The organism is Mycobacteroides saopaulense, assembly GCF_001456355.1.
Classification (GTDB): Bacteria; Actinomycetota; Actinomycetes; order Mycobacteriales; family Mycobacteriaceae; genus Mycobacterium; species Mycobacterium saopaulense.
Genome location: NZ_CP010271.1, coordinates 1,802,838 through 1,817,846 on the forward strand (window position 1 = coordinate 1,802,838; position 15,009 = coordinate 1,817,846).

The following is a 15,009-nucleotide window of genomic DNA, read 5'->3' on the forward strand; positions in this document are numbered from 1 at the left end:
CAAACCGGTTGCCCGCGCCCGGTGTGCAGTCTCCGACGATGGTAGGAAAGGTAGTTGTGACTTCTGTGAAACCGGCGCCCGAGGACGAGGTCGTCGAACTGGTCAGCACGCTGATCCGTTTCGATACCTCAAACACCGGAGAGCTGGAAACCACCAAGGGTGAGGCCGAGTGCGCGCGGTGGATCCAGCAGCAGCTGGAAGAGGTCGGATACACCTGTGAGTATGTCGAGGCGGGTGCGCCCGGACGGGGAAACCTATTCGCACGGCTTCCCGGGGCGAATCCTGATCGTGGCGCCCTGCTCGTCCACGGCCATCTCGACGTGGTTCCCGCCGAAGCCGCGGACTGGAGCGTGCATCCCTTCTCCGGGGCGGTCAACGACGGTTACGTATGGGGTCGCGGCGCCGTCGACATGAAGGACATGGTCGGGATGATGGTGGCCATCGCCCGGTACCTCAAACGGTCTGGGATTGTCCCGCCGCGAGATCTGGTCTGGGCTTTTGTCTCGGACGAGGAGAACGGTGGCAAGTGGGGCTCGCAGTGGCTCGTGGACAACCGTCCCGACCTGTTCGAGGGCGTCACCGAGGCCATCGGCGAGGTGGGTGGTTTCTCGCTGACCGTGCCCCGCAAGGAAGGCGGTGAGCGGCGCCTGTACCTGCTGGAGACGGCAGAGAAGGGCATCGCCTGGATGCGGCTGATCGCCAAGGCCCGGGCAGGCCACGGCTCGATGGTGCATGAGGACAACGCCGTCACGGCCGTCGCCGAAGCCGTCGCCAAGTTGGGGCGGCATCGCTTCCCACTGGTACTGACCGAGGCGGTCACACAGTTCCTCGCAGCGGTGGCAGAGGAGACCGGCTACGACTTCGACCCGGACTCACCGGATCTGGAGGGCACGGTCGCCAAGCTGGGTTCGATCGGCAAGATTGTCGGCGCGACCCTGCGTGATACCGCCAACCCGACCATGCTCAAGGCCGGCTACAAGGCGAATGTCATTCCGGCGACTGCCGAGGCCGTCATCGATTGCCGGGTGCTGCCCGGACGGCTGGAGGCCTTCGAGCGTGAGGTCGACGAGATCATCGGCCCCGACGTCGAACGCGAATGGGTGCAACTGCTCCCGGCCTACGAGACGACGTTCGACGGTGACCTGGTCGACGCGATGAATGCCGCGGTGCTCGAATTCGATCCCGAGGCCCGCACCGTGCCGTACATGCTCTCGGGCGGCACCGATGCAAAGGCATTCGCCCGGTTGGGTATTCGATGCTTCGGTTTCGCGCCGCTGAAGCTGCCGCCCGAACTCGATTTCGCGTCGTTGTTCCACGGTGTCGACGAGCGCGTGCCGGTCGACGCATTGACCTTCGGTACCAAGGTTCTTCAGCATTTCCTGCTCAACCACTGATCACGACCGACTGAAAGGACGCCCAGATGGCCTCTCCGTACGACTCCTTGCCGCAGCTGCCGACCTTCACCCTGACATCTGCCAGCGTCACCGATGGACAGCCACTCGGCATCGAGCAGGTGAGCGGAATCATGGGCGCTGGGGGACAGGACGTCTCGCCCGAGCTGAGCTGGTCCGGATTCCCGGAGGAAACGCAGAGCTTCGCCGTCACGGTGTACGACCCCGATGCCCCCACCGGATCGGGCTTTTGGCACTGGGCGGTGGCGAACCTGCCTGCGACGACCACGCAGCTGCCGGCCGGCGTGGGCAACGGAAGCGACTTGCCGGGGGATGCGATCACCTTGGCCAATGACGCGAGCCTCAAGCGGTACATCGGGGCCGCGCCGCCCGCCGGTCACGGACCGCACCGGTATTACATCGCCGTGCACGCCGTGAGCGTGCCGAAGCTTGAGCTGCCGGAAAGCGCCACCCCGGCATATCTGGGCTTCAACCTGTTTGGGCACGCGATTGCCCGTGCCGTCATCCACGGCACCTACGAGCAGCACTAGCTGCCTCGCGGGGGTCTGTTAGGAGGCGGAGCCGACGGCCTCCTGAAGGCTGGCGAAGCCCTCGTCACGTAGACGTTGGGCGATGCCGTCGTGAATTCGCTTGGCGTAGAAGCCACCCCGGTAAATGAAACCGGTGTAGCCCTGCAGCAGTGAGGCCCCCGCGGTGATGCGCGCCCAGGCGTCATCGGCATCCTCGATACCGCCGACGCTGACGAGCACCAGGCGATCTCCCACCCGTCGGTGCAGCCGCCGCAGCACCTCGAGGGATCGCGCGGCCACCGGCGGGCCCGAGATCCCACCGGCGCCCAGATCTTCGACATTCGGTGTCTGCAATCCAGCACGGCTGATGGTGGTGTTAGTGGCGACGATCCCGGCCAGGCCCAGTTCGGCCGCCAGATCGGCGATCTCGTCGATGTCGGCATCGGAGAGATCGGGGGCGATCTTCACCAGCACCGGGGTGGCGGTCTCCTCCAGCACCGCGGACAGGATTTTACGCAGCTCACCGATGGCTTGAAGGTCGCGTAGCCCAGGGGTGTTGGGGGAGCTCACGTTGACCACCAGGAAGTCGGCGGCGGGCCCCACCAGCCGGGCGCTCACCCGGTAGTCGGACGACGCGACGGCAGCCTCCACGATCTTCGACTTTCCGATGTTGGCGCCGATCGGCACCGTGGCCCTGCGAGTCGCCAGTCGGGGCGCCAAGGCTGCCGCACCGTGGTTGTTGAAGCCCATTCGGTTGAGAATGCCGCGGTCCGCCTTGAGCCGGAACATCCGGGGTTTCGGATTGCCCGGCTGGGCGATTGCGGTCACCGTGCCCACCTCGGCATAGCCGAAGCCGAGCGGGCCCCACACCTTGAGACCCTCGCCGTCCTTGTCGAATCCCGCGGCCAAACCCAAGGGTGCGGGGAAGTGCACCCCGAACACCTCGCTGGCCAGGATGGGATCAGTGGGGGCGCATAGACGATTCATCAGCCGGCGAGTCGGACCGAAGGCCGCCGCGGCGCGCAAAGATGCGAACACCAGAGTGTGCGCGCGTTCCGGCGGCAGGACGAAAAACAGCCGCAACAGGATGGCGTACAGCATCACATCACCGGGGCCGTCAACGGGCCGCCGAGGTTCCCGCGTAGCTTCTTGCGGCGCAACAAGACCCGTCGGCTTCCGTCAGTGTAGAGCCGTACCCGAGTGAGCTCCCAGCCGCCGAACTCGGCCTGAATCGACAACCGCAACGAGGCGGTGATCCTGGTGATCTCCGGTGGCAGTCGCAGTGGGTAGTAGTCGTAGTCGTCATCGGGTTCGCTTTCCCAACCTGCCGGGAAGCTTGATCGCGAGGCGCTGCTCATCCGATGCTCCTGATGTCGATGGCCTGTATCCCATCGCCCGCACCGGATGCCACATACAGGGTGGATCCGTCACTCACCAGTGAATTAGGTTGCCGCACAGTAGCGAATCGGGCCCTTTCCTCAGGTATGCCAGTGGACAGATCGTAGCCAATAACCGTGTTGGATGCTGTCTGCGACACCCAGATGAGCTTGCCCGAATAGGCGAGTCCATACGGCGCGTTGGGCACCGGATAGCGCTGGCGCAAGATGAGGGAATCCGCGAGCCCGAACACCAGCAGGGCGCCGCCGCGGGTATCGGCGACCAGTAGGCGTCCCTTGTCGTCGGCCAGCATCGTGGTGGCACCCTCGCCGGCGCGAAGAGCATGGGCGGTGCCGTCGCCGACGTCCGTCAGGGTGGTTACCGAGCTTTGCGCGCGATCGAGAACCGCAACCCTATCTCCTTGGTAGGCAAGGCAATCAACGTGTGCGAAACCCTGGGCACGGGCGATCACCTGGTTTTGCGCGTCGAGGGTGAAAACACTTCCGCCGCCGCCCAGCACGATTCGCCCGTCGGGCCGCCGGGTTATCGCCGAAAACTCGATCTGCTCCTGGCCCGGGATGTCGACCTTGTCGGTGCGCCCGGTGGCGATGTCGAGCGTGAAGTAGCCACCCTTGGTGGACAGGTAGAGCTTGCCGCGACCGTCACCGACAACCGCGGTCGCCGGGGAGGCGAGCGAGGCGGTGTGACGCGGGGCGTCCAGATTCACGGGGGTGAACAGCGTCACGGTACGGCCGCCATTGGCCAGAATCGACAGCGTGCCGGTCGGGGTGTCGAACAACACGGCACCGGCCTGGCCGGCGAATCGGTGCACTGTGCCGGCGGGCGCGGTCGTCAGAGGCGGTGACTGTGCTGCAGCGGCCGGGGTGATGACGCGCGGATCGGTCGAATTGTCGCTATCGCTGCCTGATGAGCAGCCCGACAGGACGCTTGCGGTCACGGCGATGACTGCTGCTAGCGCGGCGACTGTGCCCCTTATACCGCGCACATCGCGGCCCGGTAAATGATTCATTGGAACCATCATCGCAATTGACCTGGGGTTGCCGGACAGGAGATGACTTTCTCGGCGCGTTCGGTGCTAGCAGTCGGTAGCTGAGGGCTATCGTAAGGACCATGACGCTTGCCGACAGTCCGGTCTTCACCGTCGAGGTCCTCGTGACGGGCGTGCACGCGAATGGATTTGGTGAGGTGGGCGATGGTCGTAGCTTCGCTTTCCGCATCGAGGATTCGTTGCTGCGTGTCGAGATCTATCGAGCCTTCCTTACCGAGTTGGTTCCCGACGACAGCGATGTAGTGGCGGTGGGAACCCGGCCGATCACCGATATCGACGTCACCGACGAGCGCAGCATCGTTGCCGCGGTGCGTGATCTGGTCGCCGGCGCGCAGCCGGTGAGCACCAGCCGGCTCGCCCGGCTGCTGGCCGGCTAGGGCGATCTGCCGGCGCGTCCAGTACGGTCGCTGTCGTGGATTCGGCAGTAGCGGCAATGTCCTGGTTGCAAGTGATCGTGCTGGCGGTGGTCCAAGGGCTGACCGAGTTCCTGCCCATCTCGTCATCGGGTCATCTGGCGATCGTGTCGAGAGTGTTCTTCGACGAGGACGCGGGAGCCTCTTTCACCGCCGTGACTCAACTGGGTACCGAGGCGGCGGTGTTGCTCTACTTCGCCAAAGACATCTGGCGCATTCTTCGTGCCTGGTTTGACGGACTGTTCGTCAAGGCGCACAGAAACTTTGACTATTGGATGGGCTGGTACGTCATTGTCGGCACCATGCCCATCGGGATACTGGGCCTGGCGTTCAAGGATCAAATCCGTTCCGGTGCAAGGAATTTATGGCTCATCTCGGCGTCGCTCATCATTTTCGCGCTGGTCATCGCCGCAGCCGAGTACTACGGGCGTCAGGTGCGTCATACCGAGCAGCTCACCATGAAGGATGCCGTGATTGTCGGCAGCGCACAGGCTTTGGCGCTCATCCCGGGCGTATCCCGTTCTGGCGCCACCATCAGCGCCGGGCTGTTCCTGGGCTTGGACCGGCCGGCCTCCGCCCGGTTCGGATTCTTGCTGGCGATACCTGCGGTGCTGGCCTCGGGACTGTTCTCCCTGCCCGACGCCTTCCATCCGGTGACCGAGGGCATGAGCGCGACGGGCCCGCAGCTGCTGGTGGCCACACTCATCGCGTTCGTCATCGGATACGCCGCCGTTGCCTGGTTACTGCGGTTCATCAGTAACCACAGCATGTACTGGTTCGTCGGATACCGCGTGGTGCTGGGTCTGACGGTAATGGGCCTGCTGGCCGCCGGTGTGGTGAGCGCATCGTGACGGTCATCCTGTTGCGCCACGGGCGTTCCACCTCGAATGTTGCCCACACGCTGGCCGGTCGCAGCCCCGGTGTCCAACTCGACGAGAAGGGTCAGCTCCAGGCCCGCGGTGTCGTTGACCGGCTGGGCGCGGTGACGGTCCAGGCGATCGTCACGTCCCCGCTGCTGCGGTGCGAGCAGACCGTGGCGCCGTTGGCGGCGGAACTGAACCTGACGCCGGTCGTCGAGGAGCGGCTGGCCGAGGTGGATTACGGGCAGTGGACCGGCCGCGAGATCGCGGAGCTGCTCAGCGAGCCGCTGTGGAAAGTCGTCCAGCAGCAGCCCAGCGCCGCGCGGTTTCCCGGCGGTGAGGGGCTCGCCGAAGTGCAGGCGCGTGCGGTGGCCGCGGTGCGCGAGCACGATCGACGGCTGTCCGAGGAGCATGGTGGCGACTGCGTGTGGGTGGCCTGCACTCACGGAGATGTCATCAAGTCGGTGTTGGCCGATGCCCTCGGCACGCACCTGGACGCGTTTCAGCGCATCGTGGCCGACCCGGCGTCGATGAGCGTGGTGCGCTACACCGAGCTGCGGCCCTTCGTCATGCACATGAACCACACCGGCCACGACCTGTCGAGCGCATTGCATGCGCGGCCGCCCGAGAAGCCCGCCGGAGACGCCTCGGACGCGCCAGTGGGCGGCACCACCGATTAGAACCCTTCGCACGAGGGGTTCATTGACCGGTAGTTTTGGAGACACCATGCCGCGATCGATTCACGTATTCCGCAGCCCGGACCGTTTCGTCGCCGGAACGGTCGGAGAGCCGGGGAACCGCACGTTCTATCTTCAGGCCGTCCACGAGACCCGAATCGTGAGCGTGATGTTGGAGAAGCAGCAGGTATCGGTGCTGGCCGAACGCATCGGAACTCTGTTGTCGGAGGTCCATCGCCGTTTCGGGACTCCGATTCCGCCCGAGCCGGACGTGGTCGAGGACCTCAACCCGCTGGTGATGCCCGTGGACGCTGAGTTCAGGGTCGGCACCATGGGCCTCGGCTGGGATGCCGAGGCCAATTCGGTGGTTGTCGAATTGCTCGCGGTGAGCGAGCAGGAATTCGACGCGTCGGTGGTGCTCGATGACTCCGAGGACGGCCCGGACGCTGTGCGGGTGTTCCTTTCCCTGGAAGCGGCACGACAATTCGCGACGCGCTCCACCAGGGTTGTCTCCGCGGGGCGTCCTCCGTGCCCGCTGTGCGAGGAGCCACTCGATCCGGCCGGACACATCTGCGTCCGCACCAACGGCTACCGTCGCGGGACGGTGCCCGGGGCGCCAGATGACGCCGAGTCCTGACGACTCGGGCCCTGGCGGCAACCCCGAGGATCATGCCGCGATCCGTGACGGCGAGCTCACCGTCATCGGCCGCATCAGATCGGCCAGCAACGCCACATTTCTCTGTGAGGTCCAGAGCGAGGCGGGGGACAGCGTGCACTGCGTCTACAAACCGGTGCGGGGCGAGCAGCCGCTCTGGGATTTCCCGGACGGCACCCTGGCCGGTCGTGAGGTGGCTACGTACCTGATCTCGGCCTATTTGGGCTGGAATGTGGTGCCGTATACGGTCTTTCGTGACGGCCCTGCGGGCGTTGGCATGGTGCAGCGGTGGATCCACGAGCCCGAGCTCGCCGAGGGCGAGCTGGATTTGGTCGACATCTGCCTTCCGGATGCCGTGGCGCCGGGTTATCTGCCCATCCTGCGTGCCCTGGATGCCGACGGTGCCGAGATCGTGTTGGTCCACGCCGATGACGCCCTGTTGCGCCGTATGGCTGTTTTCGACACCCTGGCCAACAACGCCGACCGCAAGGGTGGTCACATCCTGCGGGGCGCCGACGGCGGTGTCTACGGTGTCGACCACGGAATCTGCCTGCACGCCGAGGACAAGCTGCGAACCGTTCTGTGGGGCTGGTCGGGCAAGCCCGTCGAGCCCGAGTTGCTCACCGATGTCGTTCGCCTCCATCACGGACTGCGGGGGGACCTTGGGGCTGCCCTATCGGCCCACATCACTACGGCTGAAGTGGCAGCTTTGGGCCAACGCGCTGCGATGATGCTGGATGAGCCGGTGATGCCGATGCCCGATCGCCACAGGCCCATACCGTGGCCCGCCTTTTGATTGCCGATCGTCTAGCCTGGTCGGCAAAGCATGGTGTTCCGAGACGGAACGGGGTCAGGGGGGTGCAGACGTGACAGGACCGGGCGATCCGTACCAGTACGGCGGTACCGGGCAGTGGGGTGCACCCGAAGGGCAATGGCAGGGAGCGCCGCCGACTCAGAACCAGTACGGGTACGCGCAGGATCAGTATGGGTATGCGCCCGCGGAGTACCCGGACGACTCGATCGGCCGGCTGTATGACGGAGTTCCGCAGGGGTACGCCGTCCCGCCCATGTATCCGGGCCTGCCGGGGCAGGCTCCTCAAGCTCCGCGCAAGCAGTCCAAGCCGTGGATCCTGATCGCGTCGATAGCGGGCGCGGTCGTCGTGGTGTTGGCCTTGGTGTTGGTGCTGATACTCAACCGGGAAAGCGCCCCCCGACAGTCCGCCCCGTCGCCGACCAGCACGGTGTCCTACGCGAACCCGGAGTCGCCGAATGTCGGTGGCTCGCCGACCTATCAGACGCCGACGGTGCAGCCACCCAGTCCGCCGATGGCGCCGCCGCAGGTGCCCGTCCCACCCCCGGCGCCGACGGGCCCGCCCAAGGCCCCGGGCCAGGTGGCCGCTGTGGGTGACTGCATCGCGCTCGCGGCTCCTTCGGACTACAAGACGGTTACCTGTGCCGACCCCAAGGCGGCGTGGCGGGTGATCGAGGTGGTTCCCGGTGGTAAGTGCAGGGCGACCTACACGGGATTCACCGCCGGCGATTTCTCGTATTGCATTGCCCCGCAACTGCGCATCGGCTCCTGCTATCAGACAGCCGTTGTGATGGGAAGCACCGTGTTCGTGGCCGCGGATTCCTGCCAGGCGCCGAAGGCGTTCGTCGTGCTGTTCGTGATTCCGGGGACCAAGGAAGCGGCGCAATGCAAGGGCAAGCCCGGCGTCGTGCATTCCTTCGCCTTCCCGGATCCACCGATGGCGATCTGTACGGGCGAATTCGCGCCGTGATCTTGAAAACTGGGGTGGTTCGACTTACGGAAAAACCCCTCCGACCAGTGCCTAGCGCGCAATAGGATCGTCTCCTCGTCAGAGGGGACATCATGATCACAAACTTTCGTGGGCTTTCGGCTACCGGTTTACTCGTTGCGTTACTGGGTGTTGTGGGGGTCGGGCTGGCGGTGCCGGCTCACGCCGACGGCGAGGTCGAGTTCCTGCAGATGTTGAACGACACCACGCCGGGTACCGCGATATTCGGTGGTGCGTCGGCCCGCTACCTTGCCAGCGGTTATCGGGCCTGTGACGCGTTGCGCGGCGGGGCGTCCAAGGAGGACGCGATTGCGGCCGCAACGGTTTTTCCGGGGATTCAGGCCCGTTGGGAAGTTGCCTCGATCGTGGATATCGCTCCGAAGACACTGTGTCCTGACGTCAAGCACTGACGCCTAACGCGGTGGCCCGTTTTCGATGCGGGCGCGTAGCGCGGCCAGCGGATCGTCGTGCTGACCACCCCAGTCCGAATCCAGGTACCAGGTGTACCCACCGTCATGCAGGGTCGCTATCTTCTCGCGGGTGGCGGCGAGCTCCTTCCAATCGGTGGTCGCCTCGTACACCATGTCGTAGCTGCCCTCGTTGCCCAATTCGCTTCGTAGCGAACGGGCTTCGCGTGCGGCGCCGAGCCAGCGTTCCAACGGCGGGTCGGCGTCGAACCGTCCGTCCGCGGTGGTGATGTTCGGCAGCAGCCCGTCGCAGCGGACGGCGCGGGACATGGATTTGCGTGATCCGGCCAGGCCCACACACCAGGTCGTGATGCGCGGCCGCTGCGCCGGGGGGTCGGGTGCCAGGTGTGTCGTCGGCATCACCCGGTAGTGCTTGCCCTCGTAGCCGAAGGGTTGGCCGGCCCACAGCCCGAACAGGACGTCGAGTCCCTCGTCGAGTAGCTCGGCGCGGGTCTTGCGGCCCTGGTCGCGCTCGAACGCCAGCCAATTATCGTGCAATGCACCCATTCCGACCGACAGGATGACTCGTCCACCGGAGAGCCGGTCCAGCGTCGCGGTGGTGGATGCCAGATCCCAGGGCTTGCGGCGCGGGAGCGGAGTCAGCATGGTGCCGAGCTTGATTCGGGTGGTGCGCATGGCGGCCGCGGTCAAGGCCACCCATGCGTCGACGCCCCAGACGGGTTCCCAGCCGAAGATCGCGTCCCAGCCCACCTCCTCGGCCAGCGCGGCCAGCTCCGCGACATCGGCCGCATCTCCCGTCGTCAGAACGATTCCGTAGCGCATGCCGGTCATGGGGCCGAGTATGCCGACGAGCTCAGACAAATCCGGATCGGGTAATACTGACCGGGTGACTCTTTCCGATGCCGCGCTCGCCGCAGAACTCGCCCACGAAGCTGGACAGCTGCTGTTGCAGGTGCGTGCCGAGCTCGGTTTCGACGACCCCAAGGGGCTCGGCGCTGCCGGCGACAAGCGCGCGAACGCGCTGCTGTTGGAGCGACTGGCGGCAGCGCGCCCCGCGGACGCTGTGCTTTCGGAGGAGGCCGTCGACGACAAGGCCCGCCTCGGGGCGCAGCGCGTGTGGATCATCGATCCGCTGGATGGCACCCGCGAATTCGGGTTGGAGGGCCGCAACGACTGGGCCGTGCATGTGGCCTTGTGGCAGGCCGACGGAGATGGTGGTTCGATCACCGATGCCGCCGTTGCGTTGCCCGGATTGGACACGGTATTTCGCACCGACGAGACCCGGGTGGCCCCTTCGGCGCGCGCTGAGTCGGACCCGATCAGGATCGTGGCCAGTGCCAGCCGGGCGCCCAAGTTCCTCACCGATATGGCCGAGCGACTCAACATCGAACTCATCCCGATGGGTTCGGCGGGCGCCAAGGCGATGGCGGTGGTACGCGGCGAGGCGGACGCCTATCTGCACGGCGGCGGCCAATGGGAATGGGATTCGGCGGCTCCCGCCGGGGTGGTGCTCGCGGCTGGGCTGCACGCATCACGTCTGGACGGCTCTGCGCTGCGATACAACGAGCCGCATCCGTACCTGCCCGACCTCATCATGTGCCGTCCCGATCTGGCGCCGTTGCTGCTGGATGCGGTCGCCGGGCGTGCCTGACCACCCCATAAGGTGTGCGTATGCAGTCGTGGGCGTCGGCGCCGGTTCCTGAACTCGACGGTCGTGGTCCGCAGCTACGGCTGTACGACACCGCCGACCGTCAGGTGCGCCCGGTAACCACCGGGCCGACCGCGACCATGTACGTGTGCGGCATCACCCCGTACGACGCCACTCATCTGGGCCATGCCGCAACGTATCTCACGTTCGACCTGATCTACCGGCAATGGCTCGACGCGGGCCTGGACGTGCACTACGTGCAGAACGTCACCGATATCGATGACCCGCTCTTCGAGCGGGCCGACCGTGACGGTATCGACTGGCGTCAGCTGGGGGACCGGGAAACCGACCTGTTTCGGGGTGATATGACAGCGCTGCGGGTGTTGGCGCCGCGCGAGTACGTGCGTGCCACCGAGTCGATCGCGTGCATCATCGAACTGGTCGAGAAGATGCTCGCCTCCGGCGCCGCGTACGTCGTGGACGATTCCGAGCACCCGGATGTGTACTTCCGGGTGGACGCCACCGAGCAGTTCGGTTACGAGTCGGGTTATGACATCGAGACCATGTCACGGCTCTTCGCCGAACGTGGCGGCGACCCGGACCGTCCGGGTAAGGCCAACGAGCTCGATGCGCTGTTGTGGCGGGCCGCGAGGCCAGGGGAGCCGAGCTGGGAGGCGTCATTCGGGCCGGGCCGGCCGGGCTGGCACGTCGAATGTTCGGCGATCGTGCTGCGCGAGCTCGGGGCCGGTATCGACATTCAGGGCGGCGGCAGCGACCTGATCTTCCCGCATCACGAGTACAGTGCCGCGCACGCCGAAGCCGTTACCGCACAACGCCGTTTTGCGCGGCACTACGTGCACGCCGGGATGATCGGGTGGGACGGACACAAGATGTCCAAGAGCCGCGGAAACCTGGTGAAAGTGTCCGGCCTGACGGCGCAGGGCGTGGATCCCGCCGCGATCCGTCTCGGGCTGCTGGCCGGCCACTACCGCGCGGATCGGTCCTGGAGCGATACTGTGCTCGCCGATGCGCAGGGCCGGCTGGCCCGGTGGCGCCGTGCGGCCGCGCTGCCCACCGCACCGAGCACTCGGGACGTGGTTTCGCGGGTGCGCCGCTATCTCGCAGATGATCTCGACACACCGAAAGCACTTGCTGCCCTGGATAATTGGGTGACCGATGCGCTGGCGTACGGCGGCCACGATGCAACGGCAGGTGGTCAGGTGCGCGATGCGGTGGATGCCCTGCTGGGAGTGCAGCTGTAGCGTCTGCCCATGGGTTCAACGGCGAACGACATCGCAGGCAAGACCGTCATGATCACCGGCGGCGCCGGCGGAATCGGCGTGGAGGTCGCGCACAGGCTGCATGCCAAGGGTGCGAATCTGCTGCTTACCGATGTGGACGAGGCCAAACTCGCCGCGATCGCCGACGATCTGGGCCGTGATCGTGTGCTGGTGGCTGTTGCCGATGTGTGCGATCTTGCCGCGCTGGAAGGAGCCGTTGCCCAAGCGGTCGAGCGGTTCGGTGGCATCGACGTGGTGCTCGCGAACGCGGGCCTGCTGACATTCGGCTCGGTGCTGCAGGTGGACCCGGCCACCTTCAAGAAGCTGATCGATGTCAACGTACTCGGGGTGTTTCACACGGTGCGGGCGGCATTGCCCTCGCTCATCGAACGGCAGGGTTATGTGCTGATCGTGTCCTCGCTGGCCGCGTATGCCGCCGCGCCCGGGGTGACGGCGTACAACGCGTCCAAGGCGGCCGTCGAACACTTCGCCAACGCACTGCGCCTGGAAGTGGCGCACCGCGGCGTTGATGTCGGTTCGGCACACATGTCGTGGATCGACACCTCGATGGTGAACGACCAGAAGGCCAACTTGTCGGCGTTTTCGGAGATGCTGACCCGGCTGCCACCGCCATTGAGAACCGTGACGTCTGTCGAAGCGTGCGGGAAGGCCTTCGTCAAGGGCATCGAAAAACGCCGCCGGCGCATCAACTGCCCCGGCTGGGTGGGGGTGACCCGCTGGCTCAAGCCGGTGTTGTCGACATCGCTCGGCGAACTGCCCATGCGGGGCATGATTCCCGAGATCCTGCCCCGCATGGATGCCGAGGTGGCCGCCCTGCAGCGGGCCGCGCGCGGGGAGTCCCAGTAACGGTTCCGCAGTCATACGCGTGGGGAATGCGACGGACTGAAGAATGTCCGAATGAATACCCACTACGGGTACGGGGTTCGGGTGTAGGGTAGTCCCATGGCGCTCACCGGTGAACGTGCGGTGCGGCGCGTGGCGCTTCCCGCGGCGTCGGCGTTGTTCTGGGCGCTGCTGACCATCGCGGTTGCGCTCGCGCCGATGCTGACGTGCCCGACGGCCCCGGCCGCTGCGGCGGGAAGCGCGATCACCGATCTGGGCGTCGTGGCCGCGTCACTGCGCGTCACCCAAGCGCCCCCTCTGATTGCCGCGGCGGTCGACACCGGCGATCATCACGGATGTCAGCTGCCCGTGATTAACGCGGTGACCGCGACCGGGCCGGGCGCCCTCCAAGGCTGGGCCCTCGCCATCACGGCGATGGCCTTCGGGGTATTTGTGGCGTGGGCCAGGAGGCACACGGCCAGGCGCGGCCCTCCGAAGGGGCGATCCCGGTGGTTGTCGACCAGCGGTCGCGAATGTTTCCTGCGCCTCTGCGTGATGCGGCGCTGATCGATATCTGCCTGTGTCCATCGATGACACGGGCCTGCGGTCGTAGCTTCCACCGCTGACCATACGAGTGCGGCCATTCCGGCAGGAATTGCGATGAGTGGGGTCATCAGGTGGCGATGCGCGATTGTGTCGCCAATGGTCACCACGTCAACACTTTTCAGACAAGGAAGCCGTCATTGTGGCTGCATCATGTTTGGCCGTTGCTCCAGCGTTGTTCAGGGGTCATGCCGTTGGCCTGGCACTGGCGGCCGGACTTGTCGCCGTCCTGTCGGCTGCTCCCGTCTCTGCCGGCCCGGCGCAGCCGGGGCCGCAGGCGCCCGGTAATGCGCAGGCTGTCATCACCGCACTGAAGACCCGTGGCGACCAGGTCATCGTCAACCGCAGCGGCCCCGTCAAACCACTGTCGCAGTGCATAGCCACTTCCGTGCGTGTCGGTCGGCACATCTACAAACAGGTGCCGCAGCGCAAAGGACCGGCCACTCGCACCCTGGCCTCACACGTCATGTACGTCACCATTCAGTGTTAGGGAATTTCCATGCCCAACAACAGATTTAGGCGCCGAGTCGTCATTGCGGTCGCATCGCTGGTAGCGGTACCGATCGTCACCGCATCTCCGCTGGCGTCGGCCGGGCCGGCGTCGACAAACGCCCTACAGTTGATCATGCTGTTGCAACGTCAAGGTGACCAGGTCATCGTCCATCGGGCGGGCGACAAGCCGCTGCAGATGTGCACCGTGATCTCGGTGCGCGAAGGCAGGTCCGAGTACTGGTGGACCCATCCGCGGATGGTCGACCCCAGTCCGGCAAGACGAGCCAACGGCCGCGGGAGCCAATTGCTGTACCGGACCGTGTATATCGATGTGCGATGTTGAGCCCGGACCGCGATGCCCTCGTCCTCTGCATACCGGGTAGGGGTATTGGCGCATCGTGTTATGGTGAAGATGTGTTGCCGCCCCGTGGCGAACGATCGTTCGGCAGTCTCCGGGTGGGGCGTGCCGCCTTGGTGTTCTCCATCGTCGCGGCGGCCCTCGCGATGCTGGTGTTGCAGTGCTCGGCGACGCCTCATCGCGACGCGGCCAGGGTGGCGCTGCCTCATCACGCCGTCGCGGTCGGCTCGCCGCGACAACTCAGCGACGTTGTAGCCGGTGTGCACGACCATGTCGGCAGGGCGGCGTTCCTCACGTGCACCGCGTCCGACGCCGTGGCCACAGTTCTGAGCGCGCCCGCCATGTTGCGTGTGCTGGTGCTTGCCGTATTGGCTCTGGCGGTCGATGTGTCGGCAGCTGTGGTTTGTTCATGCTCAAACAGGGGGCCGCCACCACATACCGCAGCTGCCGCGATCGTCGGCGGCCGCACTCTCATTCATCACCTCTGCGTAATGCGGCGCTGATCGGGGCGAGTTGGTTCTCGGCGCGCACCGACGCGTGCCAAGAACCAAGCGCGCAACCGATCCGTTACCCGCCTGCCGCGCCG

The 15,009-nt window shown here is 65.8% G+C and carries 20 protein-coding genes; 16 read left to right on the top strand and 4 right to left on the bottom strand.

What is annotated here, in order from left to right:
• Positions 1-65: 65 nt before the first annotated feature.
• On the top strand, positions 66-1,394 hold the full coding sequence (locus MYCSP_RS09050; protein WP_207565749.1) for a M20/M25/M40 family metallo-hydrolase: 1,329 nt from the start codon (positions 66-68) through the stop codon (positions 1,392-1,394).
• 26 nt (positions 1,395-1,420) lie between these two features.
• A complete protein-coding gene (locus MYCSP_RS09055) occupies positions 1,421-1,942 on the top strand; it encodes a YbhB/YbcL family Raf kinase inhibitor-like protein (protein ID WP_070910919.1) in 522 nt (173 codons plus the stop codon).
• Positions 1,943-1,960: 18 nt separating this feature from the next.
• On the opposite strand, the gene MYCSP_RS09060 is transcribed toward MYCSP_RS09055, so the two are convergent.
• From MYCSP_RS09060 to MYCSP_RS09070, 3 genes are read right to left on the bottom strand one after another with little or no spacing between them, the layout of a single operon-like run.
• Positions 1,961-3,022, bottom strand: coding sequence for a quinone-dependent dihydroorotate dehydrogenase (locus MYCSP_RS09060; protein WP_083013715.1), 1,062 nt, complete (start codon positions 3,020-3,022; stop codon positions 1,961-1,963).
• The gene (locus tag MYCSP_RS09065; protein ID WP_070910917.1) at positions 3,022-3,279 is read right to left on the bottom strand and encodes a DUF5703 family protein; all 258 of its coding nucleotides are present in this window, start codon (positions 3,277-3,279) and stop codon (positions 3,022-3,024) included. Before MYCSP_RS09065 ends, MYCSP_RS09060 begins: the two co-directional genes overlap by 1 nt.
• Positions 3,276-4,340 (bottom strand): YncE family protein, encoded by a 1,065-nt coding sequence (locus MYCSP_RS09070; protein WP_083013716.1) that lies wholly within the window; start codon positions 4,338-4,340, stop codon positions 3,276-3,278. Before MYCSP_RS09070 ends, MYCSP_RS09065 begins: the two co-directional genes overlap by 4 nt.
• A gap of 89 nt (positions 4,341-4,429) precedes the next feature.
• Between MYCSP_RS09070 and MYCSP_RS09075 the strand changes: the two genes are divergently transcribed.
• From MYCSP_RS09075 to MYCSP_RS09105, 7 genes are all read left to right on the top strand, one after another.
• Positions 4,430-4,744, top strand: a complete 315-nt coding sequence (locus MYCSP_RS09075) for a hypothetical protein (RefSeq protein ID WP_083013717.1) — start codon at positions 4,430-4,432, stop codon at positions 4,742-4,744.
• A 56-nt stretch (positions 4,745-4,800) separates the two neighbouring features.
• A complete protein-coding gene (locus MYCSP_RS09080) occupies positions 4,801-5,631 on the top strand; it encodes an undecaprenyl-diphosphate phosphatase (protein WP_083013718.1) in 831 nt (276 codons plus the stop codon).
• Entirely contained in the window at positions 5,628-6,320 is a 693-nt protein-coding gene (locus MYCSP_RS09085; RefSeq protein ID WP_070910913.1) for a histidine phosphatase family protein, read from the top strand. Before MYCSP_RS09080 ends, MYCSP_RS09085 begins: the two co-directional genes overlap by 4 nt.
• A gap of 46 nt (positions 6,321-6,366) precedes the next feature.
• Positions 6,367-6,954, top strand: coding sequence for a DUF3090 domain-containing protein (locus MYCSP_RS09090; protein WP_070910912.1), 588 nt, complete (start codon positions 6,367-6,369; stop codon positions 6,952-6,954).
• Complete coding sequence (locus tag MYCSP_RS09095) at positions 6,938-7,768, top strand: SCO1664 family protein (RefSeq protein ID WP_083013719.1); 831 nt, start codon at positions 6,938-6,940, stop codon at positions 7,766-7,768. Before MYCSP_RS09090 ends, MYCSP_RS09095 begins: the two co-directional genes overlap by 17 nt.
• Positions 7,769-7,838: 70 nt before the next feature.
• On the top strand, positions 7,839-8,753 hold the full coding sequence (locus MYCSP_RS09100; protein ID WP_083013720.1) for an LppU/SCO3897 family protein: 915 nt from the start codon (positions 7,839-7,841) through the stop codon (positions 8,751-8,753).
• 92 nt (positions 8,754-8,845) lie between these two features.
• Positions 8,846-9,181 carry a DUF732 domain-containing protein gene (locus tag MYCSP_RS09105; protein WP_083013721.1) on the top strand — a complete coding sequence of 112 codons (336 nt, stop codon included), beginning with the start codon at positions 8,846-8,848 and terminating at the stop codon, positions 9,179-9,181.
• Positions 9,182-9,184: 3 nt separating this feature from the next.
• Here the strand turns inward: MYCSP_RS09105 and MYCSP_RS09110 are convergent, their stop codons facing one another.
• Positions 9,185-10,030, bottom strand: coding sequence for an LLM class flavin-dependent oxidoreductase (locus MYCSP_RS09110; RefSeq protein ID WP_083013722.1), 846 nt, complete (start codon positions 10,028-10,030; stop codon positions 9,185-9,187).
• Between the two features lie 55 nt (positions 10,031-10,085).
• Here MYCSP_RS09110 and MYCSP_RS09115 point away from each other — a divergent pair, with 55 nt between their 5' ends.
• The 7 genes from MYCSP_RS09115 (at position 10,086) to MYCSP_RS09145 (ending at position 14,926) form a co-directional block, all read left to right on the top strand.
• Positions 10,086-10,850 (top strand): 3'(2'),5'-bisphosphate nucleotidase CysQ, encoded by a 765-nt coding sequence (locus tag MYCSP_RS09115; RefSeq protein WP_083013723.1) that lies wholly within the window; start codon positions 10,086-10,088, stop codon positions 10,848-10,850.
• A gap of 20 nt (positions 10,851-10,870) precedes the next feature.
• A complete protein-coding gene (gene mshC / locus MYCSP_RS09120; protein WP_083013724.1) occupies positions 10,871-12,109 on the top strand; it encodes a cysteine--1-D-myo-inosityl 2-amino-2-deoxy-alpha-D-glucopyranoside ligase in 1,239 nt (412 codons plus the stop codon).
• 9 nt (positions 12,110-12,118) lie between these two features.
• Positions 12,119-12,994: an SDR family oxidoreductase gene (locus MYCSP_RS09125; RefSeq protein WP_083013725.1), complete on the top strand. Its 876-nt coding sequence runs from the start codon at positions 12,119-12,121 to the stop codon at positions 12,992-12,994.
• 96 nt (positions 12,995-13,090) lie between these two features.
• Positions 13,091-13,537, top strand: a complete 447-nt coding sequence (locus MYCSP_RS09130) for a hypothetical protein (protein ID WP_083013726.1) — start codon at positions 13,091-13,093, stop codon at positions 13,535-13,537.
• Between the two features lie 175 nt (positions 13,538-13,712).
• Positions 13,713-14,063 (top strand): hypothetical protein, encoded by a 351-nt coding sequence (locus MYCSP_RS09135; protein ID WP_234809092.1) that lies wholly within the window; start codon positions 13,713-13,715, stop codon positions 14,061-14,063.
• A gap of 9 nt (positions 14,064-14,072) precedes the next feature.
• Positions 14,073-14,408 carry a hypothetical protein gene (locus tag MYCSP_RS09140; RefSeq protein ID WP_083013728.1) on the top strand — a complete coding sequence of 112 codons (336 nt, stop codon included), beginning with the start codon at positions 14,073-14,075 and terminating at the stop codon, positions 14,406-14,408.
• Positions 14,409-14,479: 71 nt separating this feature from the next.
• Positions 14,480-14,926, top strand: a complete 447-nt coding sequence (locus MYCSP_RS09145) for a hypothetical protein (protein ID WP_083013729.1) — start codon at positions 14,480-14,482, stop codon at positions 14,924-14,926.
• Positions 14,927-15,009: the final 83 nt, after the last annotated feature.

What these genes read in the sequence shown, in the direction of transcription:
- MYCSP_RS09055 (WP_070910919.1), top strand. Translation starts at nt 1,421, where the DNA reads ATGGCCTCTCCGTACGACTCCTTGCCGCAGCTGCCGACCTTCACCCTG.
- MYCSP_RS09060 (WP_083013715.1), bottom strand. Translation starts at nt 3,022, where the DNA reads ATGCTGTACGCCATCCTGTTGCGGCTGTTTTTCGTCCTGCCGCCGGAA.
- MYCSP_RS09065 (WP_070910917.1), bottom strand. Translation starts at nt 3,279, where the DNA reads ATGAGCAGCGCCTCGCGATCAAGCTTCCCGGCAGGTTGGGAAAGCGAA.
- MYCSP_RS09070 (WP_083013716.1), bottom strand. Translation starts at nt 4,340, where the DNA reads ATGATGGTTCCAATGAATCATTTACCGGGCCGCGATGTGCGCGGTATA.
- MYCSP_RS09075 (WP_083013717.1), top strand. Translation starts at nt 4,430, where the DNA reads ATGACGCTTGCCGACAGTCCGGTCTTCACCGTCGAGGTCCTCGTGACG.
- MYCSP_RS09080 (WP_083013718.1), top strand. Translation starts at nt 4,801, where the DNA reads ATGTCCTGGTTGCAAGTGATCGTGCTGGCGGTGGTCCAAGGGCTGACC.
- MYCSP_RS09090 (WP_070910912.1), top strand. Translation starts at nt 6,367, where the DNA reads ATGCCGCGATCGATTCACGTATTCCGCAGCCCGGACCGTTTCGTCGCC.
- MYCSP_RS09095 (WP_083013719.1), top strand. Translation starts at nt 6,938, where the DNA reads ATGACGCCGAGTCCTGACGACTCGGGCCCTGGCGGCAACCCCGAGGAT.
- MYCSP_RS09105 (WP_083013721.1), top strand. Translation starts at nt 8,846, where the DNA reads ATGATCACAAACTTTCGTGGGCTTTCGGCTACCGGTTTACTCGTTGCG.
- MYCSP_RS09110 (WP_083013722.1), bottom strand. Translation starts at nt 10,030, where the DNA reads ATGACCGGCATGCGCTACGGAATCGTTCTGACGACGGGAGATGCGGCC.
- mshC (WP_083013724.1), top strand. Translation starts at nt 10,871, where the DNA reads ATGCAGTCGTGGGCGTCGGCGCCGGTTCCTGAACTCGACGGTCGTGGT.
- MYCSP_RS09125 (WP_083013725.1), top strand. Translation starts at nt 12,119, where the DNA reads ATGGGTTCAACGGCGAACGACATCGCAGGCAAGACCGTCATGATCACC.
- MYCSP_RS09130 (WP_083013726.1), top strand. Translation starts at nt 13,091, where the DNA reads ATGGCGCTCACCGGTGAACGTGCGGTGCGGCGCGTGGCGCTTCCCGCG.
- MYCSP_RS09140 (WP_083013728.1), top strand. Translation starts at nt 14,073, where the DNA reads ATGCCCAACAACAGATTTAGGCGCCGAGTCGTCATTGCGGTCGCATCG.